The organism is Actinoplanes lutulentus (assembly GCF_003259845.1).
Classification (GTDB): Bacteria; Actinomycetota; Actinomycetes; order Mycobacteriales; family Micromonosporaceae; genus Actinoplanes; species Actinoplanes lutulentus.
The window spans coordinates 195725-220948 of record NZ_QLMJ01000007.1; the positions used below are offsets into that span (position 1 = coordinate 195725).

Sequence of the window (25224 nt, forward strand, 5' to 3'; positions counted from 1 at the left end):
TGTCCCTTCGCGGGACCGAACTAATATTGCCCGTCGGCCTCAAGACAGGAGTTCCCGGGTGCAGTTCGACGTCATGCGCTTCCCCTCGTACTCGTTCGATCCGACGACCGGGGTGGCGGCGTTCGACTACCTGCTGGACGGTCCGGAGCCGCTGAGCTTCACCGAGACGATCACGTTCCCGGTCGCTGCCGGGCGTCCGGTCCCGGACGCGTTTCACCGGGTGCTCGACCTGCTGCACGTCGTGGCGGGGGTGAGTTACTACAAGGTGGGCGCGCCGCCGCGGGTGGTGGCACCCCAGCCTGTTCCGGCCGCGGTGGCGTCGTTCTTCACGGCGGTCTACACACACGGGCTGGCGGAGTACGCCTATCGGAACCAGTTGCCGCACGTGCTCTCGCTGGTGGTCGAGACCCCGGGCGTCGTTCCCGATGCCGAAGTTTCGGAAATGTCGGGAAGGCCGCTCTCGGCCGTCGGCGGTGGCAAGGACTCGATCGTCACCCTGGAGATCCTGCGCGCGGCCGGGCTCGACCCGGTCCCGTTCTCGGTCAACCCGAACCCGGTGATCGTGAACGTGAACGCCGCCTCCGGCCTGACCGCCCTGGCCGCCCGCCGCAAGCTCGACCCGCGGCTGTTCGAGCTGAACAAAGCCGGCGCGCTGAACGGGCACATCCCGGTCACCGCGATCAACTCGCTGATCGCGATCGCCACCGCGGTCCTGCACGGCCTCGGTCCGGTGGTGATGTCGAACGAGCGGTCCGCCTCCGACCCGAACCTGATCTGGAACGGCCACGAGGTCAACCACCAGTGGTCCAAGGGCGCCGAGGCCGAGGGACTGCTGCGCACGGCGGTCACGGCGTACGCCGGCATCGCCGACCCGTACTTCTCGCTGCTGCGCACGCTCTCCGAGCTGCACATCGCGCAGCTGTTCGCCGGTTACACAGCGTACGACGACGTCGTTACCAGTTGTAACAAGGCGTTTAAACTTCACGACCCCACGGCCCGCTGGTGCGGTGACTGTCCGAAGTGCCGGTTCGTGTTCCTCGCGATGGCGCCGCACATGCCCCGCGAGCGGCTCGCGCACATCTTCGGCCACGACCTGTTCGCCGACGAGGCGCAGGTTCCCGGCTTCACGGAGCTGCTCGGCGTCGACGCGCACAAGCCGTTCGAGTGTGTCGGCGAGGCCGAGGAGTGCCTGGTCGCCCTCTCGATGCTGACCGACGACGCCCCGGTGCTGGTCGCGCTCCGCGCCGCGGTGCCCGCCTCGGCCTGGGACGACGCGTCGCACAGCAACGTCTTCACGCCGGGCGGGCCGAACCACATTCCGCCCGCGTACCGCAAGCTCCTCGACGAGGCGGTCCAGGCCGGCTGACGGTGCTTTCGGTACGGGGTTTCACCGATGACGCGTTCGCACCCGTGGCGGACGCGCTCGCCGCGTTGCCGGAGGACCCCGGCTCGCAGCTCGTGGTCTGGTCCGGCGGGCGCGTCGTCGCCGACCTGTGGACGGCCGGCGCGGGCGGCGCGGATGCGCTCACCGGTGTCTACTCGGCGGGCAAGGGCGCGGCGTACCTGGTGGTGGCCCGGCTCGTCGCCGACGGTGTGCTCGACCTGGACCGGCGGGTCGTCGAGTACTGGCCCGAGTTCACCCTCGGCCAGCTGACCCTGGGCGATCTGCTGGCGCACCGGGCCGGGCTGATCGGCGTGGATGGCGGTTTCACCCCGGACGAACTGCGCGACGACCGGGCCATGGCGGGCCGGTTGTTGCGTCAGGAGCCGTACTGGCGGCCGGGTTCGGCCTACGGATACCACGCCTTCACCATCGGGGCGCTGCTCGGTGAGGTCGTGCGGCACGCGACCGGGCGTACGCTCGTGGCGCTTTTTAATGATCTGATTCGGACGGACGTTTTCTTCGGGACTTCTTCTGTCGATCGATATCGGCCCGTCCTCGCGCCGCCGCAACGCATCCGGGTCCCGGCCGGGAGCCTCACCGAGATCGCCTTCAACCTGCACGCCAGCCCGCCCACCGACATGGTCTCCTGGATCAACCTGCCCGAGGTACGCGCCGGCGGCCCGGTCTCCGGCGGCTGCGTCGCCAGTGCGCGCGGCCTGGCCAGAATGTATGCGGCAGCGGTCTGGGGTGTTGACGGCGGGCGGCCGCTGGTGGACCGGCACACGCTCACCGAGTTCGCCACGATCTCGTCGGACGGGTTCGACCGGGTGACCGGTGAACGCCGCCACTTCGGGCTCGGCTTCGAGGTCCAGCACCTGCGGTACCCGGGCTTGAGCGTGAACGCTTTCGGACACAGCGGGGCTTCGGGGGCGCATGCCCTGGCGGACCCCGGTCGGGGGATCGTGTTCGCTTACACGCGGCAGCGTTGTGCGTACCCGACAGGCGCGGCGCCGGAGGTGCCCGCCCTGCTCGCGACCGTCCTGGCGGGCGGGTAGCGTCGGCGGGCGTGACGGATGGGATCTATGTCGGCAACGCTGATCCGGATGCGCTGGCCGACCGGGGCTGGCTGCTCGGGCATTTCAAGCCGGAGGGCGACGCGCGGCACAGCACGGATGTCGAGATCAAGTGGGGTCGCCATCCCCAGGGCGACAGGCGGGCTGCTTGGGTACGCGGTGAGGAGCGCACCGCCCTGCTCGTGCTGATCAGCGGCTGCTTCCACATGGAGTTCCCGGAGCGCACCGTGGTCCTCGACAAGCAGGGTGACTACGTGGTCTGGGGCCGGGGCGTGGATCACAACTGGCTCGCGGCGGAGGAGTCGGTGGTGCTGACGGTCCGCTGGCCGTCGATAGCGGGGTATGCCGTCCCTTGACCGCTTAGTCCGGTGGGTCGTGGTGGATGCGGGCCGGTGAGATGCGCAGGTGCTCCAGGGCTGCTGTCGTCGCCGCGACCATCAGCGGCGGGCCGGCGACGCAGACCTCGTGGCGGGACCACTCGCCGTACGCCGCTACCGCGTCGGTGACCTGGCCGTAGGCGTACGGGCCGGGGTTGCCCTCGGAGACGACCGGGACCACCTTCGCCTTCGGCGCCTGCAGCGCGATCGCCGACAGGTCGTCGATGTCGTACAACTCGGAAATATCGCGTACGCCCCAGAACAGCACCACCGGGCGCGGGTCCGCCGTCGCCGCCACCTGGGCGAGCATCGCCTTCATCGCGGCGATACCGGTGTCGCCGGCGATCATCAGGACGCCCCGCCCGGCCTCCTCCGGCACCCGCATGTCACCCTCGGCGCGGGTCAGGCGGATGTGGTCACCCTTGCGAGTCTTGTGTACGAGTGTGTGGCTCACGCCCGCGGACGACCTCGCTCGGACGTGCAGTTCCAGGGTCTCGTCCCGATGCGGGGCGCCGGCCAGCGAGAACGGGCGCCAGACGCCGGGCTGGTCGGCCACCTCGATGCGGGCGTACTGGCCGGGGCGGTACGGCATCGGCATGAATGGGCGTACCCGGATCACCGCGAGGTCGGGGCGGCGCAGCTCGTGGGAGATCACCTCGGCGCCCCAGGCGGTCGGCTGATAGGCCGCCAGGGTGCCGCCGTGCACGATCCACTCGTAGGTGTGCTGCCACGTCCAGCGCCAGGCGTGGTCGAAGTCCTGGCGCCACGCGCCCGGCGCCATGCCGGCACGCATCGCCTCGGCGAGGGCGGCGCCGACGAGCTGGAGCTGGTTCCACTGGACGCCGCATTCGGCGAGGGCGGCGCCCAGGTCGCCGCAGCCGGACACCACGTGGGGCGGGTTGTCCAGGTTGTGGGCCAGCCAGGTCAGTGCCCGGGCCAGCTGGAGGCGCTGGATCTCGTCGGTGCCGGGCAGGGTTGCCAGCAGGTCGGGCTGGGCTTGGTACAGCGCCACCCAGAGCCTGTCGGCCACGTCCTCAGTGCCGCCGGCGAAGGTGAGGCTGGTGCTCAACAGTCGCTGGGTGTCACGGAGCTCGGCGTCGTCGGCGGGGTTCATGCCGTCCACGCCTGGGGCCGCTTTTCTCGGGGGCGGATTCTGGGGGGTGCGGGGCGGATAGGCGTACAAAGAAGGATCTTGAGGGAACTCGGTGCCTGGAGAACCGATGGGCCGGACGGGGTCCAGCCCGGGGATCGGCGGGGCGGGTGTCGCGGGGCCGGAAGGGTTCACGCCGGTGATCGGGTTGATCCGGCCGGCGGCCGCGCCCCAGACGCCTTTCTGCGTGGTCGGGCGGCGGGCGGGGTTCGGCTGGGGTGGTTTTCCGGGTTTCGCGCCGAGGTTGGAGCGGCCCAGGGTGGTGGCCGGGTCGCCGCGCCAGAGGAGTTCGGAGTTGGGCCGCTCGGAGTTGGGGTTTCCCGGGCCCTGTCGATCGGCGGGCGGGCGGTTCGGTGGGGCCGGGCGGGGTGGCGGGGTGGGGTGGATGCGGCTCGGGTGGGCGCCGGGCTCGTCGGGGAAGCTGGACTCGGGGGACAATTCGCCTCCCAGTGGCGAGGCGTCGGGCTTTGGGGAGCTGGGAACGGCAGTGCCAGCGGTGGCGTGGCGGAAGTCGGCGCTGTCCACCGACATTTCGTAAATGTCGGAAATAGCGACAGGGGCCGGGGTGTTGGGAGCGCTTGATCTGCCGGGGGTGCCCGGGCGGCCGGGAGCGCTGGAACGGTCCGAACCCGGCATGTGGGGCTGGTCGCTCTCGGGCAACGCCCGGGTAGGGCCCTCACGGTGTTCGGCTCTTTTCTGAGCGGCGATCTCGGACAGCGCTGCGGCGGTGTCGCTGGTGCCCGCGGCGGCCGCGTCCGGCGCGTTCTGGCGCAACCGGATCGCTCGCAGCAGGGCGAGCAGATGCGGGTCGGAGCCCTGTCCCGAACCAGCCGACACTGACAAACCCTCCGAGAAAGTTAGTTACATCCTCCCCCACCATATGCCCGATCTGCCGGAAATATCCGTCACGAGCGGGCCAGAGCCCAAGCCACGCCCCGACGGGAACGGCACCCAAGATCGCGCAACCCCGAGCGGGTGTGTCGATTTCGGGTGCGATTCGCGCCTCAACTCGACACACACCCCGCGGAACACCTGGTCTGTGTCGGTTACGGGTTCCATACGCACCCCAACTCAACACACACCCCGCGAACCACCCGGCCTGTGTCGACTACGGGTTCGATACGCACCCCAACTCAACACACACCCCGCGGAACACCCGGCCTGTGTCGACTACGGGTTCCATACGCACCCCAACTCAACACACACCCCGCGAACCACCCGGCCTGTGTCGACTACGGGTTCGATACGCACCCCAACTCAACACGCAGTGGGCGGGGATGCTCGCGGCGCGTTGTCTTCGGCTTCGCAGGGCGTCATCCGGAACCGGCCGCTGGGTGCCTCGCTCGCGCGGCGACGAGACCTACGGCGACAGATCACGCCCGACCACGGGTCGACGGCACGCATTCCCTGGCAAGTGGCTACCTCAATTGACCAGCAGAGTCAGCCAACCGGAGGACAGGAGCTGGCTTGCGGGGCTGTTCGGCGGAAGTTTCACAGCGCTGAGCACCTGCCGGACTGGCCGGCGCATGCTTGCTGGTCAGCGCATACCCTTGTCGGCCGCCGGGCTCGGTCGAGGCGCTATGCCGCCGCGCTCCCCCGCGAATCTTGAGCGATCCTCCACCCTCTGGGGTAGGAAATCGCTCAAGATCCCGAGTGGCCGGCGGGCGGCGGGCGGCGGGCGGCGGGCGGCGGGCGGCGGGCGGCGGGCGGCGGGCGGCGGGCGGCGGGCGGCGGGCGAATCTTGAGCGATCGTCAACCCTCCTGGGTAGGAAATCGCTCAAGATCGCGGAGGGGCCCCGACGCGGGCGAGCAGCGCGGGGCGTGGCTCGCAGCGCGGGCGGAACGCACCGCAGGACAGAGCCCAGCGCAGGACAGAGCCCAGCGCGGGGATTGGGGTTAGCGGCAGATTTCCCAGAAGGCTATTGCTGCTGCTGTGGCTACGTTCAGGGAGTCGACGCCGTTTTGCATCGGGATGGCGACTCGGGCGTCGCTTGTCAGGAGGGCGTGGGGGGTCAGGCCTGGGCCCTCGGCTCCCAGCAGCAGGGCCGGGCGGGCTCGTTGGGCGCTGGTCAGCTGCTGCAGCGGGATCGCGTCGTCCGCCGGGGTCAGGGCCAGCAGGGTGAAGCCGGCTTCGCGGATGGCGTTCAGGGTTTGCGGCCAGTTGTCGGACTTGGCGTACGGGATGGCGAAGACCTCACCCATGCTCACCCGGACCGCGCGGCGATACAACGGGTCCGCGCAGCTCGGGGAGAGGACCACCGCGTCGATGCCCAGGGCGGCGGCGCTGCGGAAGAGGGCGCCCAGGTTCGTGTGGGTGTTCAGGTCTTCCAGGACCGCTATCCGCTTCGCGTTCGCCAGCAGGTCGGGCAGCGGGGTCAGGGCTCGGCGGTGGAACGACGCCAGGACGCCGCGGTGCACGTGGAAGCCGGTGATCGACTCCAGGACCGGTGCGGGGGCCGTGTAGAGCGGGGCCTCCGGGGGCAGGCCGGTCAGCTGGTCGGCGCGTTTCTGGTCCACCAGGGCGGAGCGCAGCTCGTAGCCGGCTCGCAGGGCTCGCTGGATCACCAGCTCGCCTTCGGCGATGAACAGGCCGTTGGGGGGTTCCCACTTGGTACGCAACTCGACGTCGGTCAGGGCGCGGTAGTCAGCGATGCGCGGATCGTCGGGGCTGGTGATGGTGAGAGCTGGCACCTTGGCATTGTGCTCTAGGGCCGATCGGCCTCGGACGCCAGCTCGTCGGTGATCAGCAGGTCCTGGCGTACCCGGCCGGAGCGGTAACCGGCGCGGCCGACCATGTGGGCGGCTACCGGGGCGGTCGCCATCTGGAAGACCGCTACCAGCGCCATCACCCCCAGGTGGTCGCGTAGGCGCAGAGCGCAGCCGGCCAGGATCAGCAGCAGGCCCAGGGCCTGCGGTTTGGTGGCGGCGTGCATTCGGGACAGCAGGTCGGGGAAGCGAACCAGGGCCACGCCGGCGGAGAGGCTGAGCAGGGCGCCGACGATGAGGCAGAAATAAGCCAGCGCATCGATCATGAGGGCGGCCTCGTGGTGGCGAAGCGGGCCACGCTCACCGAGCCGATGAAGCCCAGGATCGACAGGACCACCAGGACCGGCAGCGCTGTCGCGTCCCGGGAGAAGGCGGCCTCCGCGCCGATCGCGGCCATCACGATGGCGAGCAGCACGTCCATCGCGATGATCCGGTCCAGGACGGTCGGGCCGCGGACGATGCGTACCAGGGCCAGCACGGCGCCGGCGGTGAGCAGGACGGTGACGATCACCGCTACCACTGTCATCGATTCTCCCTGCATAGAGTGCGTTCCGCCGGGGAGCCGAACGCGGCGACGAGGCGGCGTTCCAGGGCCAGCACCTCGCCGCGGAAACGTTCCACGTCGGCCAGGTCGGATACGCCGAGGACGTGCACGTAGAGGACACCCCGTTCGCGGTCGACCTCGACGATGAGGCTGCCCGGCACCAGCGACAACGCCTCCGCCGTCAGGGTCAGGCCCAGGTCGGACGGGACACGCAGCGGCACCGCGATGACCGCGCTGCGCGGGGTGCTGCCGAACCGGAACGCCAGCGCCGCCACCTGCGCGCTCGCCACCACCAGGTCGACGGCGAACCGGCCGGCGAATTTCAGTACGCCGAGGGGGTGCACGCGGCCCGCGTAGGTGACCGGCGGCAGCGGGAAGACGGTCAGCACCACGATCGCGATCAGCAGGCCGCCGATCACGGTGAGCGGGGTGAACGAGCCCCACAGCAGCGTCCAGATGACGGTCAGCGCAGCCGCGGCGACACACCGGTCCCGCCAGCGCCCGGCGATCATGACGCACCCCGGAAAACGTCGCCCAGGACGGATCGGGCGTAACCGGCTCGGTCGCTCAGATCGCCCGCAGCCTGGTCACCGACCGCGAAGAGCGGGCCGGCCACCACGGTGAGCGCCACGCCGAGCGCGACCAGGGCCAGGGTCGGGATGATCATCAGGGGTGGGCACTTCCCGGCGTCGGGTGCGGGCATCGACGGGTTCGGGGCACGCCAGAACGCCAGGTTCCAGACACGGGCGATCGCGTACAGGGTGAGCAGGCTGGTCAGCACGCTGCCGATCACCAGCAGCCAGGCGAGCACCCCGCCGTCGGCGATACCCGCCTCGATCAGCCCGAGCTTGCCGATGAATCCGGAGAACGGTGGGATGCCGGCCAGGTTCAGCGCCGGTATCAGGAACGCGATGGCGAGCACCGGATTGAGCCGGGCCAGGCCGCCGAGCCGGTCCAGGGCGGTGCTGCCGCCGCGTTTCTCGATCAAGCCGGCCGCGAGGAACAGCGTGGTCTGCACGGTGATGTGGTGCACCACGTAGAAGATCGCGCTGGCCATCCCGAGCCGGCTGGTCAGGCCGACGCCGAACAGCAGATAGCCGATATGGCTGACCAGGGTGAACGACAGCAGCCGCTTGATGTCCGACTGCGCGACCGCGCCCAGAATGCCGACCAGCATGGTCAGCAAGGCCAAGATCAAGAGCACCACGGTCGCCCTTCCACCAGGGAAGAGCAGGGTTTCGGTACGGATGATCGCGTACACACCGACCTTGGTAAGGAGGCCCGCGAAGACGGCGGTGACCGGGGCCGGCGCGGTCGGATAACTGTCCGGCAGCCACGAGGAGAGCGGGAAGACCGCCGCCTTGATGCCGAAGGCGAGCAGCAGCATGCCCTGCAGGATCAGCCGGAGACTGTCCGGCAGCCCGTCCAGCCGTTCGGCGAGCTGGGCCATGTTGAGGGTGCCGGTGGCCGCGTAGATCAGCCCGATCGCGGTCAGGAAGATCACCGAGGACAGGAGGCTGACCACGACGTACGTGGTGCCGGCCCGGATACGGTTCTCGGTGCCGCCCAGGGTCAGCAGCACGTAACTGGCGACCAGCAGGATCTCGAAGCCGACGTAGAGGTTGAACAGGTCCCCGGCGAGGAACGCGTTTGTCACGCCGGCGGTCAGCACCAGGTACGTCGGGTGGTACACCGAGAGCGGCGTCTCCTCGTGCCCGTCGGCCATGCCCTGGCCGATCGAGTAGATCAGCACGCAGACCGTGACGGCCGCGGAGACCACCAGCATCAGCGCGGCGAGCTCGTCGGCGACCAGCACGATGCCGAGTGGTGCGGCCCAGCCACCGACCGCGACCACGAGCGGCCCGCCGGTGGTGGTGAGCGCGAGCAGGGCCGCCGAGACGAGCAGGGTCGCGGTCAGCGCGGTGAGGCTGATCGTCCGCTGCACGCGCGGGCGGCCCGCCATCAGCAGCGTGAGCGCGGCGCCGAGCAGCGGGATCGTCACCGGCAGGGGTACGAGCCAGGTCATGAGTTGTCCTCCGCGCCGGAGCCTTCGTCGCGTTCGGCGAGCAGCATGATCCGGCGGTCCTCGACGTCGTCCTGCACCTCGTCGTGCCCGGCCATGGCCCAGCTGCGGTACGCGAGAGCCAGCAGGAACGCCGTCATCCCGAGCGTGATCACGATGGCCGTCAGGATCATGATCTGCGGCAGCGGATCGGCCATCTCGCTTTCCGGAGCGCCACCGACGATGGGCGGCGCACCCGCCTTGCCGCCGAGCAGGATCAGCAGGTTGACCCCGTTGCCGAGCAGGATCATGCCCATCAGGATCCGGGTCAGGCTGCGTTCGAGCAGCATCGAGACACCGGCGGCGAAGAGCACGCCGATCACCACGACGTAGACGAGATTCGGGGTCATACCAGCTCCTTCACCCGGTCGTCGCCGGTCGCCGCCTCGGAGGCGGAGCCGGCGTCGTGCCGGCGATCCAGCTCGGCGCCGAGGCTGCGCAGGATCTCCAGCACCAGGCCGACCACGATCAGGTAGACGCCGATGTCGAAGACGGCCGAAGTGGCGAAGTGGATGTGGCCGAGCACCGGCAGGTGCAGGTCGATCAGGGCGCTCTGCAGCACCTGGCCGCCGGCGATCATCGCGGCGAGGCCGCTGCCCACCGCGATCAGCAGTCCGGTGCCGAGCACCAGGCCGGCGTCGACCGGGGCCGCGGCGTTCAGCTCGGGTTTGCCGCCGGCCAGATATCGGGTGGTCAGCGCCAGCCCGGCGACCAGGCCGCCGGCGAACCCGCCGCCCGGCTCGTTGTGGCCGGAGAAGAGCAGGTAGATCGAGAAGAGCACGATCGTGTGGAACAGCAGGCGCGTCACCACCTGCAGGATGATCGACTGCCGGCGTGCTTCCGGGGTGTCACCGGCACGCAGCCAGCCCGGCCCGCCGTTGGTCAAGGAACCGGACGGAGAAGTCGAGCGCCCGCGCAGCGCGTCGTCCCTGCGGAAGATCAGGCTGGCCACGCCGGTCGCGGCCACCACCAGCACCGAGATCTCGCCCATCGTGTCCCAGGCGCGGATGTCGACGAGCGCCACGTTGACGATGTTGGTGCCACCGCCGTAGGAGACCGCGAGATCCGGGAAATCGACCGAGATCGGGACGGCCTGCCGGCCGCTGACCGCCGCGTACGCCATCCCGGCGGCCACCAGCCCGGACGCCACCGCGACGACGTTGCGGACCACCCGGCTGCCGACCAGCGGACGGGCCGAGAAGAAGGCCGGCAACCGGCGCAGCACCAGCAGGAACATCACGATCGTGGCGGTCTCCACCAGGAACTGGGTGAGCGCCAGGTCGGGAGCGCCGTGCAGGATGAAGAGGACGGCCATGCCGTACCCGCCGACGCCGACCAGGATCATCGCGGTCATCCGGCGCCGGGCCCGGGCCGCGAGCAGCGCGGACGCGGCCACGACGGCGCCGGCCACGAGCTGCAGCGGGCTGTCCCAGAGACGGATGCCGGCCGGCCAGGGCGCGCCGAGAGCCAGCGTGACCGTGCCGATGACGACCATGACCACCAGGATCATGCCGAGCGAGAACGGCAGCGAGCCACGCTGGGTGAAGCCGGTGACCTCGACGGCGGCGCGGTCGACGGCGCCCATGATCCGGCGGTAGACCGACTCGGCGGCCGGGAAACGCTGCGCCGGCCAGCTGTCCCGGCGCCGGGCTGCCGCGAAGATGCTCAGGCCCAGGCCGAGGACCACCACGGAGAGCAGGACCGGCAGGCCGAAGCCGTGCCAGAGGCCGAGGTGGTAGGCCGGGCCGCCGAACTCCGCGGCCCAGGGTGCGAGGACCCCGTCGAGGCGGGTGGCGAACAGGCCGGGGATCAGGCCGGCACAGGCCAGCAGGAGCGGGGGGCCGACGAGCGCCGCTCCGGACGGTGTCGGCAATGCCCTTGCTGTGTCCGGCTTGTCGGCGAATGCTCCCCACAGCACGCGTAGGCCGTACGCGACGGTCAAGCCGGACCCGGCAACCAGGGCGAGAAGGATGAGGGGTTCCTGTTCGAAGGCCGCGAAGGCGGCCTCCTTGCCGACGAAGCCGGCGAGTGGCGGCAGGCCGGCCATCGATGCCACGGCGAGGGTGGCGGCGATCGCGAGAGCGGGCATGCGGCGGCCGAGACCGCTGAGTTCGCGCAGGTCACGCGTGCCGGTGGCGTGGTCGATCACGCCGACGACGAGGAAGAGCGCCGCTTTGAAGAGTGCGTGCGAGACCAGCAGGGCGGCACCGGCGAGCGCTGCCGTCCGGCTGCCGGCGCCGAACGCGACGGTGAGCAGGCCGAGCTGGCTGACCGTGCCGTAGGCGAGGACGAGTTTCAGATCGTGCTGGCGCATCGCCGCCCAGCCGCCGAGCAGCATCGTGACGACGCCGGCCGCAACCGTCACCCAGCGCCACGCCACGACGTCGCCGAACGCCGGTCCGAGCAGGCCGATCAGGAAGACGCCGGCCTTCACCATCGACGCGGCGTGCAGATAGGCCGAGGCCGGCGTGGGTGCGGCCATGGCGGACGGCAGCCAGAAGCTGAACGGGAAGATCGCCGATTTGGAGAGCGCGCCGGCCAGGATCAGCACGGCCGCGGTGGCGAGGTAACCGCCCTCCGGCAGCTGCCCGGCGGTGATCTCGGACCACTTGTAGGTGCCGGCGTGCTCACCGAGCATGACGAAGCCGACAAGCATCGCGAGACCACCGGCGGTCGTCACCACGAGCGCCTGCATGGCGGCCCGTCTCGCCGCCGCCTGCTCCGGGCTGTGCCCGATCAACAGGTAGGAGAAGACCGTCGTGAGCTCCCAGAACACGTAGAGCACGATCAGGTCGTCGGAGAGCACCAGGCCGGTCATCGCCCCGGCGAAACCCAGAAAAACCCCTGCGAATCGCCCCAGGTTCGGGTCACCCTCGGTGAAATATTTTGAGCTGTACGCCAGAACGACCGCCCCGATCCCGCCGACGACCAGCAGCATCAGCCAGGCGAGGGGTCCCATCCGCAGGGCCAGGTCGACGTCGAGGTGGGGTACCCAGGGGTAGGTCTCACTCTTTACGTCGCCCGTGTTGGCGAAGGCCCAGGCGGACGCCGCCGCGGGGACCAGCGCCAGGCCGTAGAGCACGCGATTGCCGCCGGCTCGCACCAGCAGTGGTGCGGAGAGGGCGGCTACGGCGTGCAGGATCAACAGAAGAAGCACGCCACACCTTTCGCTCGCAGGCCTGCCAGCCTGCCCGGCGGATGTGGCACTCGTGACCCGGATTCACGACAGGTCTATGACGTTATTAGTCCGCGGTAATCCCAGCCTCGCAACGGCTGGTCGGTCAGTGAGCCGTCGGCGCGGGGCACTCTGAGCGGGTCGCCGTCTCGGGTGAACGACACGGAGGCCACGTCGGCGCGGGCCGTCAGGGTGCAGACGATCTGGGCGTACGCGAGGACCTCGTCGCTGCGGGCGCCGGCCTCGGCGACCTCGACGGTCACGCCGTCGCTCTTATTTGAATTACGCACCGAAAGCGTCGTTCCGGACAGTGAGGTGGACAGGCCAAGACCTCGCTCGGCGGCGGTCGGGCCGGCGGTCAGGTCGTCGAGCTGGCGCTGGGTGGTCGGTACCGAGCTGACCCGGCGTACCGCCTGGACCAGGCGGCCGTCGCGGACCAGGCAGAGCACTTCGGCGACCTCGCCGCCGGGCGCCGGGCCGGCTGTCGCGGTGTTCAGGTCGCCGCGCGGGAGGGTGACGGCATGGGGTTCGTCCTGGGCCGGGATGCCGCAGCCGGCGAGGAGCAGGGTGAGTAACAGGGCTGCTTTTTTCACGCTGCCAGCTCCACTTTCTTCACGCTGTCAGCTCCACCCTGAACCGCGCTCCCCCGCCTGGCCGGTCCAGCACGGTCGCCGATCCGTCGTGCGCTGCGGCGTGACCCGCCACGATCGACAGGCCCAGGCCGGTGCCGTCGCCGCCGCCGCGGGCGTTCGCCGCCGGTCCGCGGACGAACCGGTCGAAGATCATCGGGCGGTGTTCCTCGGCGACGCCGGGGCCCTCGTCGTCCACTTCCAGGAAGCAGCGGCCTTCGCCGGCCGTTCCCAGCCGGATCGCTATCGGGCCGCCGCCGTACCGGATCGCGTTGTCGATCAGGTTGGCGAGGGTCTGCTCGATCCGGCGGCGGTCCACCCGCCAGATCTCCGGCGTGCCGGGGACCCGGGTGACCAGGTCCTCCGGCAAACCCCGGGACCGGCAGACCGCGCGGGCCAGCTCGGTGACGTCGATCTGCTCGCGGTGCACCGGCTGGTCGCTGCGGGCCAGCTCCAGGAGGTCCTCGACCAGGCTCTGGAACCGGGTCACCTCCGCCGCGATCAGGGTGACCGCCGCCGCCGACCGTTCGTCGAGGCCGTCCTTGCGCCGGTGGACGACGCTGACCGCCGCCTCCAGGGTCTGCAGCGGGGACCGCAGCTCGTGGCTCACGTCCGCGGCGAACCTGCGGTCCTTCTCCAACCGGCGGGCCAGCTGGTCGGCCATGTGGTTGAAGGCGTGCGACAGCCCGGCCAGGTCCGGCTCGGTGTCCGGGTCGAGGCGGGTGCCCAGGTCACCGGCGGCGACCTCGCGGGCGGCGCCGGCCACCACGGTGAGCGGGCGTAACGCGTAGCGGGTGACGTACCAGCCGACGGCGGCGCCTCCGGCGGCCACCATGATGGCGACGGCGGTGAGGACCAGCGCGAGCAGCTGCAGCGTACGGTCCAGCTCCTGCAGCGACACGATCTCGTAGAACGCCGCCGACCCGGAGAGCGGGATGCCCACCACCAGGGCCGGGACGGTGTCGCGCTGGATGCGCTGCGCGCCGGCCTCACCCCGGCCGAGCATCTCCTGGAGGCCGGCCGGGATGGCGGTGCCGGCGGCGGGTTCGGCGGTCCGCGAATACCACTCGCCGCCCAGGTGCAGCAGCACGAACCGGTCGGCGCCGGTGTCCAGCGCGCTCAGCGCCTCCGACACGTCCGGGACCGGGCCGGTCACCCCGGCGTTCACCACCGTCGCGTCGAAATAGGCGGCACGGACCGCGGTCCGCTCACGCTCGGCGAACAACGTGTTGCGGATCAGTTCGTACGACACCAGGCTCACGCACGCCGACAGCAGCAGCGCGCCGACGGCGAACGCGGCGCTGACCCGGGCACGCAGGCCGATCGGTTTCACGGCTGCAGCTTGTATCCCAGGCCACGGACCGTGACCAGGTGGCGGGGCTTCGCATTGTCCAGCTCGATCTTGTGACGGAGCCGGCCGACGTGCACGTCGACGACACGTTCGTCGCCGAACTCGTACCCCCAGACGCGCTGGAGCAGCTGCTGGCGGGAGAGGACCAGGCCGGGGTGGGCGGCCAGCTCGCACAGCAGGCGGAACTCGGTGCGGGTGACGGGTACCGGGGTGCCGTTCAGGCGTACCTCGCCCGCGTCCGGACTGACCTGCAGATCGCCGAAGGTGAACACGGTGGCCGCGGGGGCGGTCGCCGCCGCGGCGGCGACCTTGGAGCGTCGTCGCAGGGCCCGCAGCCGGGCCGCCAGCTCCTTGACCGCCACCGGCTTGATCACGTAGTCGTCGGCACCCGCCTCCAGCGCCGCGACGATGTCGTGGGTGTCGTCCCGGGCGCTGATCACGATGATCGGCACCTCGGTGTCCCGGCGCAGCTGCCGGATGCACTCGAAGCCGTCCATCCCCGGCAGCATCAGGTCGACCAGCACCGTGTCGGCGGGCCGGCGGCGCTGCTCGGCGAGGCCTTCCTCAGCGGTCGCGGCGGTGTACGAGGTGTATCCCTCGTCCTCCAGGGCCATCGACAGCGAGAGCCTGATCCGGTCGTCATCCTCGATCAACAGCACGGCGGTCATATCCGCATGATGCCGCCCGGATCGCTGGAATGCCCTTCACGTGCGTAGGACGAGGGGTTTGTCACGGAACTGTCATGGCTGTGGGCCGGGATCGCCACGCCGCCCGGCCAGGCTCGGTGGAGTCGTTTTGGCGCTGTTCTTTCGGCGCTGTTCTTTCGGCGCTCTTCTTTGGCGCTCTTCTTTGGCGCTTGGACCGTGGGAGGTGGGCATGTCGGCCGTCAGCCTGGCCGTCGCTGTGGCCGTCGGTATCGTCGCCGGCCTGGCCGTCTGTGCGCCGCTGCGCCGCCGCGGGCTGCCGCTGTGGCTGCCATTCGCCGCCGGGGTCGGCGCCGCAGTGCTGGCCAGCGTCGTCACCCGGCTCTCGAACGCGGAGAGGACCAGCCTGACCCTCATCGAATTCCTGCTCCAGATCCTCTTCGCCGGCGCCGGACTGGCTGCCGTGGCGGTGACCGCGAGGAACGAACGATGACCGATTTCATGGATGCCGTTGTTGTCACGCCGCTGACCGACCTGGATCGGGAGGTCGCGGAGCAGCTCCGCCCCGAACTGATGTCCGCCGCTGGTGAAGGTCGTGATGTGGTGGTCGATCTGCATGCCGTGCATCTGATCGACTCGGCCGGGCTGGGGTTGCTGGTCCGGGCACATCAGGAGGCCAAGCAGAACGGTGGGCGGCTGGCGTTGGTGGCGCCGTCCCGGTTCGTGCTGACGGTCCTGCACACGATGCGGCTGGACGGGGTGTTCGATCTCTATCCGGACAGATCAAAGATCATTCGACCCGGTACGTGACGTGGATGGCTTGGCCGCTGCCCCGCGCGTGGACCTGGTGCAGCCGGCGACTGGAGAGCCCGTCGAACAGCGGTGTGCCATTGCCCAGCAGCACCGGTGCGATGTGCAGACGCAGTTCGTGGACCAGCCCGGCGTCCAGGGCGCTCCGGATGGTTTCCCCGCCGCCCATGATCACTACGTCGCGGTCGCCGGCCAGTGCGGCGCCTTTCGCGATCGCTCCGGACAGGCCGTCTATGACGAAGGTGAAGCGGTCGGTCAGGCGTACCCGGTCCGGGGGTGTGCTCGTCACCACGAGCACCGGCGGTTCGGTGTTGTGGCCGGCGCCGTAGCCACGGTCCTCGTTCCAGCCGTGCGGGCCGTCCACCACGTCGAAGAGGCGCCGGCCCATGATCACAGCTCCGGTGGCGGCGACTGCCTGGTCGAGGATGTCGGCGTCGACGGGATCGGGTCGCATGGCCCAGTGGTGGAGTGGTTCGCCGCCCTCGCCGAGACCGGCGCCGGGGCCGGGTTTCGGTCCGGTGACGAATCCGTCGAGCGAGATCGTGATGTCAGCGACGACCCGAGCCATGGTTGAAGCCCTTCCAGCCAGGGCCGTCGTGTTACGGCCTCGGCTGGGGACTTACCCACGACGCGGTGGTTCTCACTGGTGGCTCGACGGCGGTGGCCCTGGGGGAGACGGCGGTGGTTCTGGGGAAACGGCGAGCCTCGGGGAGACGGCTGGTCCTGGGGAGACGGCGAGCCGTAGCTCAGAGCTGTTCTGAGGGTGCGATGACGTGTCTGAGCTACGGCTCGGGCCGCTCGGCCGTAGTCCAGGCACCTTATGAGGGTCCGATTTCGTAGCTGCGCTACGGCTCGGCTCGGTCTGGCCCGGCCCGGTCTGGCTCGGCTCGGCGCTCAACTCGCGGCTCGGCACGGCTGCTCAGCGCTCGGGGCCGTTTTCCTCCCGGCGAACCCAAAGTCGACACACCGCCGGGGCCAGCGGTCCGTGTGTCGAGTTGGGGCGCGCAGCGAACCTGAAATCGACACGCTCGTGCTGTGCCGGGGTGTCAGGCCTTGGGGAGGAGGCGGCCGCCGGTCCAGGCCAGGCCCATTCCTGCTGCCAACAGCAAGAGTGCCCCTACCGTGGGGATCGGTAGCGGCACGAAGGGCTCGGAGCCGATGGCTACCGCTGCGAGCATCAGCAGGATTCCATCGGCGGGGTTCACGAGTTTGGATCGGAAGACCGCCCAGCCCAGGAGCAGCAGGCCCGCACCGGTGACCGCGCCGGCGCCGGCCAGCAGTGCCGGGACGTGGCCGGTGACGATCGGGGCGCTCTCCAGGACCGCGTCGGCCGGGAGCGCGGCCAGCGGGACCAGCGTCGTTGATCCGGCCAGCGTCACGAGGAGCCCGACGAGCGCACATCGCCGCGTGCGTGAGCCGGCCAGCAGCCCGGCCAGGGCGATCAGCGCCACCGTCGCCAGCCAACCGGCCAGCAGGCGTACGGCCAGCGGACCGGGTGCGCTGTTCACGCCCAGGGTGAGCCAGCCGTACAGGACGGCGGCGACCGGCAGGCCCCACAGCGCCAGCCTGGCGTACCGGCGGACGGACCAGATCCAGACCGCCTCGCGTACCGGCAGCAGGTGGTTGTCCGACTCGATGCCGGCGGCAGGGCTCGGCGAACCGACCCACGCCGGTGCGACCCGGAGTGGACGTCCGCTTGCGGTCTGACGTTGGCTGATGCTCATGGCTCCGCCTTGTTTCCTGGGCAACGAGCCGAGCGGCCGGGGGGCACCGGTCGGAATCCTGAGGCGAAGCATGTCAAAACTCAGAAGACTGTGTGTCTAATCACCAAAAGATGGGATAAGTCGGGCCAAGATTTTCGGTACGCCTGCGGGATTGGCCAGGGCTTTGCGCGTACCCAAGAAAGGGCCGGCGCCGGTCCTGTGAGAGGGACCGGCGCCGGGTTTGATCAGGCCTTTTCGGCCTGGTTGTTGGCGGAGTAGTCGGCGCCGCCGAGAGCTGCCGCCGGGGGCAACTCGGTGGTCGGCGGCTCGGCTGACGAGGTGAGGGCGGACGGGGGCGCGCTTGCTGCCTCGGCGGCTCGGACCTCGGCGTTCACCCGCTGGGCCTCAGCGGCGGCGGCCTCAGCGGCTGCCGCGGCCTCCCGCTCGACGGCGCCCGCGTCAACGGAGGCTTTGGGTACGTCGCCGACCATGTTGGCGAGGCCACCGAGAGCGCCGCCCAGGCCTTCCAGTGCCTTGGTGAGCTCGGTCGGGACGATCCAGACCTTGTTGGCGGTGCCGTTGGCGATCTGGGGCAGCGCCTGGAGGTACTGGTAGGCGAGGACCTTCTGCGACGGGTTCGCCGTGTGGATCGCGTCGAAGACCGTGCGGATCGCCTTGGCCTGACCCTCGGCCTGCAGGATGCGGGCCTGCCGGTCACCGTCGGCACGCAGGACCTGGGACTGCTTCTCACCCTCGGCCGTGAGGATCGCTGCTGCCTTGTGGCCCTCGGCGTTCAGGATCGTGGCGCGGCGTTCCCGCTCGGCGCGCATCTGCTTCTCCATCGAGTCGCGGATGCTCGGCGGCGGCTCGATCGCCTTGATCTCCACCCGGGTGACCTTGATGCCCCAGCGGCCGGTGGTCTCGTCGAGCACGCTCGACAGGTGCTTGTTGATCTGGTCGCGGCTGGTCAGCGCGCGCTCCAGGTCGAGCGAGCCGATCACGTTACGCAGCGTCGTGACGGTGAGCTGCTCGATCGCCTGGAGGAAGTTGGAGATCTCGTAGGTGGCCCGGACCGGGTCGACGACCTTGAAGTAGAGGACCGTGTCGATCGAGACGACCAGGTTGTCCGAGGTGATCACGGGCTGCGGCGGGAACGAGACCACCTGCTCGCGCATGTCGACCTTGGTGCGGACCGCGTCGACGAACGGCACCAGCAGGTTGAGGCCGGGCGACAGGGTGCGCTTGTACTTTCCGAGACGCTCGACGACGTCCATCCGCTGCTGCGGGACGATCCGCACCGACTTGACCAGGGTGGTCACGGCGAGGACGGCGATCACTATGACGAGGACCGCGATGATTACTTCCATGACGCCTCTCAGGTTGTTCGATGGGTGTTACTAGACGTCGGGGAGATCGTCGTGCCACACCATGGCAGTGGTGCCACGGAGCTTGACGACGCGGACTCGCTCGCCGGGCTGGAAACTCTCCTTGTCGTCGCAGGATCGTGCCTGCCACAACTCGCCATCTATCTTGATCATGCCGCTCACGCCGCTGACCTCGTCCACGACCGTGCCGCGGGAGCCCTCCATGGCCTCGATGCCGAACGGGGTGTCCCCCGACTCAATCGCCGAACGCGCGTGCCGCGTCACGATCGGGCGGACGGCCGCCACCGACAGTCCGGAGACCACGGCGAACACGACGACCTGTAGTAGGAGCGGGGCGCCGAAAGCTGCCGCCACAGCAGCAGCCGCGGCGCCGGCCGCGAAGAAAATGACCAGAATCGTCGCGGTGAAGGCCTCGCCGATCACCAGCGCGATGGCGAGAACGACCCAGATTACGGCTTCCACATCTCCGATCGTGGCACGCCGACGCACGTGCGGCACATGACGATTTGGCGTAGCCGAATCGTCATCGAACAGTTAAACCCGTCAGTCCCCTGCTTCCGAGAGGTTCCACTGTGTCGCTGCTTGCGGAGACCACCCGGCGGATCGACGAGATCGCTGCCCGGGCACAGTCCACCGGCCGGGTGCCGTCACTCGCCCTCGCAGTCGTCCGGGACCGTGCCGTGCTGCACTTCGCCGCCGCGGGCGAGCAGCCCCGGCCGGACCAGAAAACGCAGTACCGCCTCGGATCGATCACCAAGACGATCACCGCGACGCTCGTGATGCAGCTGCGTGACGAGGGCTTTTTCGCGCTCGACGACCTGCTCTACCGGCATCTGCCCGGCACACCGATCGGCGACGTGACGCTGCGGCAGCTGCTCGGGCACGTGTCCGGGCTGCAGCGCGAACCGGACGGGTTGTGGTGGGAGCGGAACCCCGGTGGAGACGTGGAATCTCTGCTCGCCGGGTTGACGTACGAGAAGGTGGCCGGTGCGCCGTTTCGCCGGTTCCGGTACTCGAACCTCGCTTATGGGTTGCTCGGCGCTGTCTTGGAACGTGTCACCGGGCAGACCTGGGCGGAGCTGGCCGGGAAGCGGGTGCTCGATCCGCTGGGGATGAAACGGACGACGTATGCGCCGGTGGAGCCGTACGCCCGGGGTTATGTTGTTCATGATCTTGGTGGGGCGCTGCATGAGGAGCCTCGGCCGGACACCGGCGCGATGGCGCCTGCCGGGCAGCTGTGGTCGACCGTGACCGATATGGCCAAGTGGGCGGGGTTCCTCGCCGATCCGGCTCCCGGTGTGTTGTCCCGGGAGACCGTCGACGAGATGTGCGCGCCCGTGGTGATCGGCGACCTGGAGTCGTGGACGGTCGGGCACGGGCTGGGGCCGCAGTTGTTCCGGGTCGGTGAGCGGGTTTTCGTCGGGCACGGCGGGTCGATGCCGGGGTATGTCGCGCATCTGGCCGTGCATCGGCGGTCCCGGTTGGGGGTGATCGCTTTTGCCAACGCCTACGGGCTGACTGGTGATCACATCCGGGAGGTGGCTCTGCGGGCGCTGACCACGGCTGTTGATGCCGAGCCGGAGCGGGTTGCGGTGTGGCGGCCGCCTGTGGTGCCGGTGGGGGAAGCGGCGGAGCTGTGCGGGCGGTGGTGGTGGATGGGGAATGAGTACGAGGTGGTGCCGGATGGTTCGGCGTTGGTGATGACTGGGCCTTGGCATCGGACGCGGTTTGTTCAGGAGGCGCCGGATCGGTGGCGGGGGGTGGCGGGGAACAACGAGGGCGAGGTGCTGGCGGTTTTGCGGGGCGGGGACGGGGATGTGGGGGCGTTGGATATCGCTACTTTCGTTTATCGCCGTGAGCCGGGGCATTTGGCTTGAGGTTTGCGGGGTTTCGTGGTTTTTGTGAGGTATTGGCCTCGGTCGAGGGCTGGGCGTTGAGCGCACGCAGAGGCGTTTGCTCGCGCTAGCCGCCCTTGCGCAGGCGTTTTGCGGGCGACGACTGGCCCTGCTTGGGCGTTTTTACGCTTTTGCCGTCTGGGATTGGCTGATTGGGATGCCGGGTCCGGGAGTTTGGCACTGCTGTGGGGACGAGGTCGCACGCAACCGGCGGGCGGTGTGGATGTCGGCACACCGATCGCGGGGTTTGCGTGGATGAGGTCGCACGCAACGGCTCCGTGCGATCTCATCCACGCCAGGGCCGAGGCGGGAGCTCACACAGGTACTAAGTGTGTCCTGATCACCGCTACTGGGCCCTTGTGTGTGCTCGCGACTCGGCCAGCCGCGCGGCGCGCCTCGATCCAGCCGCTGCCCCGCTTGGATCCGGCCTTGGCCCGCTTTGATCCGGTCGCGTGGGGCTGGCTGCGGCTCGCTGCCGGAAGCGGCCCGGTCAGCGCTCCGGCTGCGGCATAGCGCCGCCTAAGGATCGCCGCATGCGGGGAACCAACGTGCGTCCCCGGCTCGGCCCTCGCCAGAGCCCCGGCTGTAAATGGCGAAGTCGAGGGGCGCGGGCCCATCAGCTCTAGGAGCAGGCGCGAATCGTGCGGGACTGTGGGCGCTCGACACGGAGGGTAGGCGCCCGCCAATGGTTCCGGCCCGATCTTGGAAACCTGCAGGTGCTCTGACCCCCGCAGGTTTCCGCAAAGCCAGCACTCTCCACTGTCGCAGAAGCAGTGCGTCACCAGAGAGCCCGCGGACCACCCGAAATCGACACACCGCGGCGACGGCCACAGCGGGAGGACGCCGGCCTTGTGCGCCTGCGGTCGGCGGACGGTCACAAGATCTGGGCAGCGGCAGCGGCAGCGGCAGCGGCAGCAGCAGCAGCGGCCGGCGGTGGCGGCGCGGGGGCTCTCTCGCGATCCACAGTCCGCCTGTGGCCTGATAAACCCAAGGCCAGCCCCACCGCCACCGTTGCGATGCCCAGCCAGACCAGAGGTCTCGGCGACGGGCCGCCCAGGGCCATGCCGGCGATGGCCGCGCTGATCGGGGCTACCCCGGTCAGCAGCCCGGCTCGGCCCGCGCCGATCCGGGCGACGCATGTGTACCAGAGGAGGAACGCCACCGCCGTCACCGCTACGGCGAGATAGACACCGGCCAGGAGGTCCGCGGGGCGCAGGTCGGATGCGGCACCCGGGCCTTCGACCAGCACCCCGGCACCGCCGAAGAGAACGGCCGCCATCCAGGTCGTGTGGACAGATACGCCCAGCGGGCCGTGCCGGCCGAGCAGTGGCACCGCGAGCAGTGTGAACGCGGCCTCGCAGGCGAATGTGACGAACGCCCAGGCCAGTCCGGTCGCGTCGGCTCGGCCCAGGCCTTGGACGAGGGCGGCGCCGGCGGTGACCACGGCAGCGGCGGCGATCACCCGGGAGGCGGGAGCCCGGCCCTCCAGCATCGGGCCGGCGATCGCGAGCAGGATGGGTACGCAGGCTACGGCTACACCGAGGACGGCCGGTTCGGCGTGGGCCGCGCCTCGGACCAGGGCGACGTTGAAGAGCAGCAGGCCGGTCCCGGTGACCCCGAGCAACCAGAGCCACTCGACACCCCGAGGCCAGAGCAGCCCAGCACCCCGCAGCACACGCCGAGCGGCGAACGACCAGCGAGCGGAAAACCGGCGGCCAGAAGACCGGCGAGCAGAAGACACGGAAGACCCGCGGCCCGAGGACCAGCCGGCCCAGACCAGGAGGAGCAGGCACGCCAACCCGTACCGAAGGGCCTGCACCGTAAACAACGGCGCCCCGGTCAAATGGCCTGACACCGCGACGCTTCCGCCCACGAACACCATGCCGGTCGCCCCGGCGAGAATCGGCAACGCTTTCACACCGCCGATCCTGCGCCGCGATATGGTCCGCTTCGAGGGCCAATCAGCGCGCGATGAGACGGACCAATTTCGCTCCCGGGAGATGGACCATGTCTGACTTCCTTCAGCTCCACCCCGAAACAGCGCCCGCCAAAGGGCTGACCGCCTGGCTCACCGACGGCCTGCGCACGGCCATCACCGGAGGCCGGCTGACACCCGGGGACCGGCTTCCCCCGACCCGCCTGCTCGCCGGCGAGCTGAGGGTCTCCCGAGGCGTCGTCGTCCAGGCCTATCAGCGGCTCACCGACGAAGGACTGGCAACCGCCCGCACCGGCTCCGGCACCGTGGTCACCGGCCGGGGCGCCGCGAATACCCAGCACCAGGCCGCGGACCGGCGGCGCACTCTCGACGAACTGCGGCTGCCGCTCTCCACTCCGGACGGCATCGACCTGAACCTCTCCCCCGGCGTACCCGACCTGTCCGCGTTCCCGCGCACGGCCTGGCTGCGGGCGGAACGCGCGGTGCTCGACCACGTGACCGGAACTGATCTCGGGTACGGCGACCCGGGCGGTGTCCCACGGCTGCGGTTCGTGGTGGCCGGCTGGTTGGCGCGTACCCGAGGGGTCCGAGCCGAAGCGGACGACGTAGTCGTCTGCGCGGGCGTCGCGCAAGGGCTCGCATTGATCGCGCAGAACAGATCAAAAGCAGACATCGCCGTGGAGGACCCGGGATCCCGCGGCGCCGCCGATCAGCTCGCCTATTGGGGGATGCGGCCGATCGGCATCCCGGTCGACGACGAAGGGATGCGGGTCGGCGAGCTGTTCAGGACAACGGCCGAGGCCGCCGTCCTGACGCCGGCGCATCAGTTTCCCACCGGTGTCGTGCTCAGCCCGGCCCGTCGCCGCGCCCTCCTCGAATGGCCGGGACTGATCATCGAGGACGACTACGACGCGGAGCACCGCTATGACCGGGCACCGGTCGCCGCGCTGCAGGGGTCGGCGCCGGACAAGGTCGCCTACCTGGGCAGCGTCTCGAAATCGCTCGCTCCTGGGATGCGTCTGGGCTGGATGATCGCCCCGCGCCGGATGCAGGCCGACCTGCTGGCCGCGAAACACGCGACCGATCTCGGCAACCCCGCGCTGCCGCAGCTGGTCTTCGCCGAGCTGCTGTCCACCGGCGTTTACGAGCGGCATCTGCGCGCGGTGCGGACCCGGCAACGCCTGCGCCGGGACGCGTTGCTCAGCGCGCTGCGCATCCACCTGCCGGGCGCACAGGTGGCCGGCGTCGCGGCCGGGCTGCATCTGCTCGTGATGCTGCCCAAGCATTCAGAATCGGACACCGCGCTGGCAGAACGCATCGCCGCCCAAGGCGTGATGGTCCACCCGCTCTCCTGGCACCGCCAGCGGCCCGGCCCGCCCGGCCTGGTGATCGGTTACGCCGCCCACCCACCGGACCGCCTGACCGAAGCCGCCAAGCGAATCGGCAAAGCAATCAGGCATCAAAAACCGTGACGAAATCGATCAGCCGCTCCATCGAGTTGATCAACGGCGTCTCGACGTCCTTGTAACTGTGCACCGACCCGAGAATCCGCCGCCACATGTCAGCGGGCTCGCGCACGCCCACAGCCTCGCAGACACCCTCTTTCCACGGACGACCCGGCGGAATGACCGGCCACGCCCGCAGACCCACCCGCTCCGGCTTCACGGCCTGCCAGATGTCGATGTACGGATGCCCGGTGACCAGCACGTCCGGATGCTTCACCGCGGCCACGATGCGGCTCTCCTTCGAGCCGGGCACCAGGTGGTCGACGAGCACGCCGAGCTTGCGCGCCGGACCCGGCCGGAACCGGGCGACCTCGGCGGCCAGATCGTCGATGCCGTCCAGCGGCTCCACCACGACGCCTTCGATCCGCAGGTCGTCGCCCCAGATCCGCTCGACCAGCGCGGCGTCGTGGATGCCCTCCACCCAGATCCGGCTGGCCTTGGCGACCTGCGCCTTCACCCCGGCCACCGCGATCGAGCCGGAAGCGGTGACCCTGCGCTGCGGCGCGACCGGTGAGGCGGCCGGTCGCCGCAGCGTCACCGGCGAGCCGTCGAGCAGGAAAGCGCCTGGTGTGAGCGGGAAGTTCCGGCGTTTGCCGTGCCGGTCCTCCAGCACCACAGCGCCCAGCTCGAAACCGACCACCGCGCCGCAGAACCCCGAATCGGCGTCCTCGACGACCAGATCGGGTTCGGCGTCCACCTCCGGAATCACCTTGCGGCGGCGCCAATTGCCCGCCAGCACATCCTCCCCATACATGTCTCGCACGGTAACCCGCGATCACGAACACACCGATGGTGACGCTCCGAGCCGAGACAAGCTTCCGTGCTGCCACGTACC

At 69.9% G+C, this 25224-nt stretch carries 23 protein-coding genes and 1 pseudogene; 7 read left to right on the forward strand and 17 right to left on the reverse strand.

The genetic code is table 11. The features are described from left to right. Window positions 1-58 precede the first annotated feature (58 nt). From B0I29_RS17740 to B0I29_RS17750, 3 genes are read left to right on the forward strand one after another with little or no spacing between them, the layout of a single operon-like run. Window positions 59-1366, forward strand: coding sequence for a MurL-like N-terminal domain-containing (locus B0I29_RS17740; RefSeq protein ID WP_483887903.1), 1308 nt, complete (start codon window positions 59-61; stop codon window positions 1364-1366). A 2-nt stretch (window positions 1367-1368) separates the two neighbouring features. Then, window positions 1369-2439, forward strand: a complete 1071-nt coding sequence (locus B0I29_RS17745) for a serine hydrolase domain-containing protein (RefSeq protein WP_245972592.1) — start codon at window positions 1369-1371, stop codon at window positions 2437-2439. 11 nt (window positions 2440-2450) lie between these two features. Beyond that, window positions 2451-2813: a cupin domain-containing protein gene (locus B0I29_RS17750; RefSeq protein ID WP_111650101.1), complete on the forward strand. Its 363-nt coding sequence runs from the start codon at window positions 2451-2453 to the stop codon at window positions 2811-2813. Between the two features lie 4 nt (window positions 2814-2817). Here the strand turns inward: B0I29_RS17750 and B0I29_RS17755 are convergent, their stop codons facing one another. The 11 genes from B0I29_RS17755 to B0I29_RS17810 form a co-directional block, all read right to left on the reverse strand. Then, a complete protein-coding gene (locus B0I29_RS17755) occupies window positions 2818-4821 on the reverse strand; it encodes a flavohemoprotein (protein ID WP_245972593.1) in 2004 nt (667 codons plus the stop codon). A gap of 1059 nt (window positions 4822-5880) precedes the next feature. After that, entirely contained in the window at window positions 5881-6675 is a 795-nt protein-coding gene (locus tag B0I29_RS17765; RefSeq protein ID WP_111650102.1) for a TrmH family RNA methyltransferase, read from the reverse strand. 14 nt (window positions 6676-6689) lie between these two features. Further along, complete coding sequence (gene mnhG, locus B0I29_RS17770) at window positions 6690-7016, reverse strand: monovalent cation/H(+) antiporter subunit G (protein ID WP_111650103.1); 327 nt, start codon at window positions 7014-7016, stop codon at window positions 6690-6692. After that, window positions 7013-7276, reverse strand: coding sequence for a monovalent cation/H+ antiporter complex subunit F (locus B0I29_RS17775; protein WP_111650104.1), 264 nt, complete (start codon window positions 7274-7276; stop codon window positions 7013-7015). The genes mnhG and B0I29_RS17775 overlap by 4 nt, the downstream gene beginning before the upstream one ends. Next, the gene (locus tag B0I29_RS17780) at window positions 7273-7806 is read right to left on the reverse strand and encodes a Na+/H+ antiporter subunit E (protein ID WP_111650105.1); all 534 of its coding nucleotides are present in this window, start codon (window positions 7804-7806) and stop codon (window positions 7273-7275) included. Before B0I29_RS17780 ends, B0I29_RS17775 begins: the two co-directional genes overlap by 4 nt. Further along, window positions 7803-9320 (reverse strand): Na+/H+ antiporter subunit D, encoded by a 1518-nt coding sequence (locus tag B0I29_RS17785; RefSeq protein WP_111650106.1) that lies wholly within the window; start codon window positions 9318-9320, stop codon window positions 7803-7805. The genes B0I29_RS17780 and B0I29_RS17785 overlap by 4 nt, the downstream gene beginning before the upstream one ends. Continuing rightward, on the reverse strand, window positions 9317-9706 hold the full coding sequence (locus B0I29_RS17790; RefSeq protein WP_111650107.1) for a Na(+)/H(+) antiporter subunit C: 390 nt from the start codon (window positions 9704-9706) through the stop codon (window positions 9317-9319). Before B0I29_RS17790 ends, B0I29_RS17785 begins: the two co-directional genes overlap by 4 nt. Next, window positions 9703-12513 carry a Na+/H+ antiporter subunit A gene (locus B0I29_RS17795; protein WP_111650108.1) on the reverse strand — a complete coding sequence of 937 codons (2811 nt, stop codon included), beginning with the start codon at window positions 12511-12513 and terminating at the stop codon, window positions 9703-9705. Before B0I29_RS17795 ends, B0I29_RS17790 begins: the two co-directional genes overlap by 4 nt. A gap of 74 nt (window positions 12514-12587) precedes the next feature. Then, window positions 12588-13124, reverse strand: coding sequence for a GerMN domain-containing protein (locus B0I29_RS17800; RefSeq protein WP_111650109.1), 537 nt, complete (start codon window positions 13122-13124; stop codon window positions 12588-12590). Between the two features lie 19 nt (window positions 13125-13143). Continuing rightward, window positions 13144-14493, reverse strand: a complete 1350-nt coding sequence (locus tag B0I29_RS17805) for a sensor histidine kinase (protein WP_111650110.1) — start codon at window positions 14491-14493, stop codon at window positions 13144-13146. Next, complete coding sequence (locus B0I29_RS17810) at window positions 14490-15179, reverse strand: response regulator transcription factor (RefSeq protein WP_111650111.1); 690 nt, start codon at window positions 15177-15179, stop codon at window positions 14490-14492. The genes B0I29_RS17805 and B0I29_RS17810 overlap by 4 nt, the downstream gene beginning before the upstream one ends. A 208-nt stretch (window positions 15180-15387) precedes the next feature. Between B0I29_RS17810 and B0I29_RS17815 the strand changes: the two genes are divergently transcribed. Both B0I29_RS17815 and B0I29_RS17820 read left to right on the forward strand, forming a co-directional pair. Next, window positions 15388-15648, forward strand: a complete 261-nt coding sequence (locus tag B0I29_RS17815; protein ID WP_111650112.1) for a hypothetical protein — start codon at window positions 15388-15390, stop codon at window positions 15646-15648. A 14-nt stretch (window positions 15649-15662) separates the two neighbouring features. Beyond that, a pseudogene (locus B0I29_RS17820) lies at window positions 15663-15965 on the forward strand (STAS domain-containing protein); the annotation flags it as partial. Here B0I29_RS17820 and B0I29_RS17825 read toward each other — a convergent pair. The 4 genes from B0I29_RS17825 to B0I29_RS17840 form a co-directional block, all read right to left on the reverse strand. Next, on the reverse strand, window positions 15946-16533 hold the full coding sequence (locus B0I29_RS17825; RefSeq protein ID WP_111650114.1) for a dihydrofolate reductase family protein: 588 nt from the start codon (window positions 16531-16533) through the stop codon (window positions 15946-15948). The pseudogene B0I29_RS17820 and the gene B0I29_RS17825 overlap by 20 nt on opposite strands. Window positions 16534-17011: 478 nt before the next feature. Then, entirely contained in the window at window positions 17012-17689 is a 678-nt protein-coding gene (locus tag B0I29_RS17830) for a hypothetical protein (protein WP_111650115.1), read from the reverse strand. A 224-nt stretch (window positions 17690-17913) separates the two neighbouring features. Then, entirely contained in the window at window positions 17914-19035 is a 1122-nt protein-coding gene (locus B0I29_RS17835) for an SPFH domain-containing protein (protein WP_111650116.1), read from the reverse strand. Between the two features lie 30 nt (window positions 19036-19065). Then, complete coding sequence (locus B0I29_RS17840; protein WP_111650117.1) at window positions 19066-19515, reverse strand: NfeD family protein; 450 nt, start codon at window positions 19513-19515, stop codon at window positions 19066-19068. A gap of 110 nt (window positions 19516-19625) precedes the next feature. On the opposite strand from B0I29_RS17840, the gene B0I29_RS17845 reads away from it, so the two are divergent. Further along, window positions 19626-20930: a serine hydrolase domain-containing protein gene (locus B0I29_RS17845; RefSeq protein WP_111650118.1), complete on the forward strand. Its 1305-nt coding sequence runs from the start codon at window positions 19626-19628 to the stop codon at window positions 20928-20930. A gap of 892 nt (window positions 20931-21822) precedes the next feature. Here the strand turns inward: B0I29_RS17845 and B0I29_RS17850 are convergent. Then, a complete protein-coding gene (locus B0I29_RS17850) occupies window positions 21823-22623 on the reverse strand; it encodes a DMT family transporter (RefSeq protein WP_245972594.1) in 801 nt (266 codons plus the stop codon). Window positions 22624-22955: 332 nt separating this feature from the next. On the opposite strand from B0I29_RS17850, the gene pdxR reads away from it, so the two are divergent. Beyond that, window positions 22956-24356: a MocR-like pyridoxine biosynthesis transcription factor PdxR gene (gene pdxR / locus B0I29_RS17855; RefSeq protein WP_111650119.1), complete on the forward strand. Its 1401-nt coding sequence runs from the start codon at window positions 22956-22958 to the stop codon at window positions 24354-24356. Here pdxR and B0I29_RS17860 read toward each other — a convergent pair. Continuing rightward, the gene (locus B0I29_RS17860) at window positions 24337-25143 is read right to left on the reverse strand and encodes a DUF3097 domain-containing protein (protein WP_111650120.1); all 807 of its coding nucleotides are present in this window, start codon (window positions 25141-25143) and stop codon (window positions 24337-24339) included. The genes pdxR and B0I29_RS17860 overlap by 20 nt on opposite strands. Between the last annotated feature and the right edge of the window lie 81 nt (window positions 25144-25224).

What these genes read in the sequence shown, in the direction of transcription:
- mnhG (WP_111650103.1), bottom strand. Translation starts at nt 7,016, where the DNA reads ATGATCGATGCGCTGGCTTATTTCTGCCTCATCGTCGGCGCCCTGCTC.
- B0I29_RS17775 (WP_111650104.1), bottom strand. Translation starts at nt 7,276, where the DNA reads ATGACAGTGGTAGCGGTGATCGTCACCGTCCTGCTCACCGCCGGCGCC.
- B0I29_RS17780 (WP_111650105.1), bottom strand. Translation starts at nt 7,806, where the DNA reads ATGATCGCCGGGCGCTGGCGGGACCGGTGTGTCGCCGCGGCTGCGCTG.
- B0I29_RS17785 (WP_111650106.1), bottom strand. Translation starts at nt 9,320, where the DNA reads ATGACCTGGCTCGTACCCCTGCCGGTGACGATCCCGCTGCTCGGCGCC.
- B0I29_RS17790 (WP_111650107.1), bottom strand. Translation starts at nt 9,706, where the DNA reads ATGACCCCGAATCTCGTCTACGTCGTGGTGATCGGCGTGCTCTTCGCC.
- B0I29_RS17810 (WP_111650111.1), bottom strand. Translation starts at nt 15,179, where the DNA reads ATGACCGCCGTGCTGTTGATCGAGGATGACGACCGGATCAGGCTCTCG.
- B0I29_RS17815 (WP_111650112.1), top strand. Translation starts at nt 15,388, where the DNA reads ATGTCGGCCGTCAGCCTGGCCGTCGCTGTGGCCGTCGGTATCGTCGCC.
- B0I29_RS17825 (WP_111650114.1), bottom strand. Translation starts at nt 16,533, where the DNA reads ATGGCTCGGGTCGTCGCTGACATCACGATCTCGCTCGACGGATTCGTC.
- B0I29_RS17830 (WP_111650115.1), bottom strand. Translation starts at nt 17,689, where the DNA reads ATGAGCATCAGCCAACGTCAGACCGCAAGCGGACGTCCACTCCGGGTC.
- B0I29_RS17835 (WP_111650116.1), bottom strand. Translation starts at nt 19,035, where the DNA reads ATGGAAGTAATCATCGCGGTCCTCGTCATAGTGATCGCCGTCCTCGCC.
- pdxR (WP_111650119.1), top strand. Translation starts at nt 22,956, where the DNA reads ATGTCTGACTTCCTTCAGCTCCACCCCGAAACAGCGCCCGCCAAAGGG.
- B0I29_RS17860 (WP_111650120.1), bottom strand. Translation starts at nt 25,143, where the DNA reads ATGTATGGGGAGGATGTGCTGGCGGGCAATTGGCGCCGCCGCAAGGTG.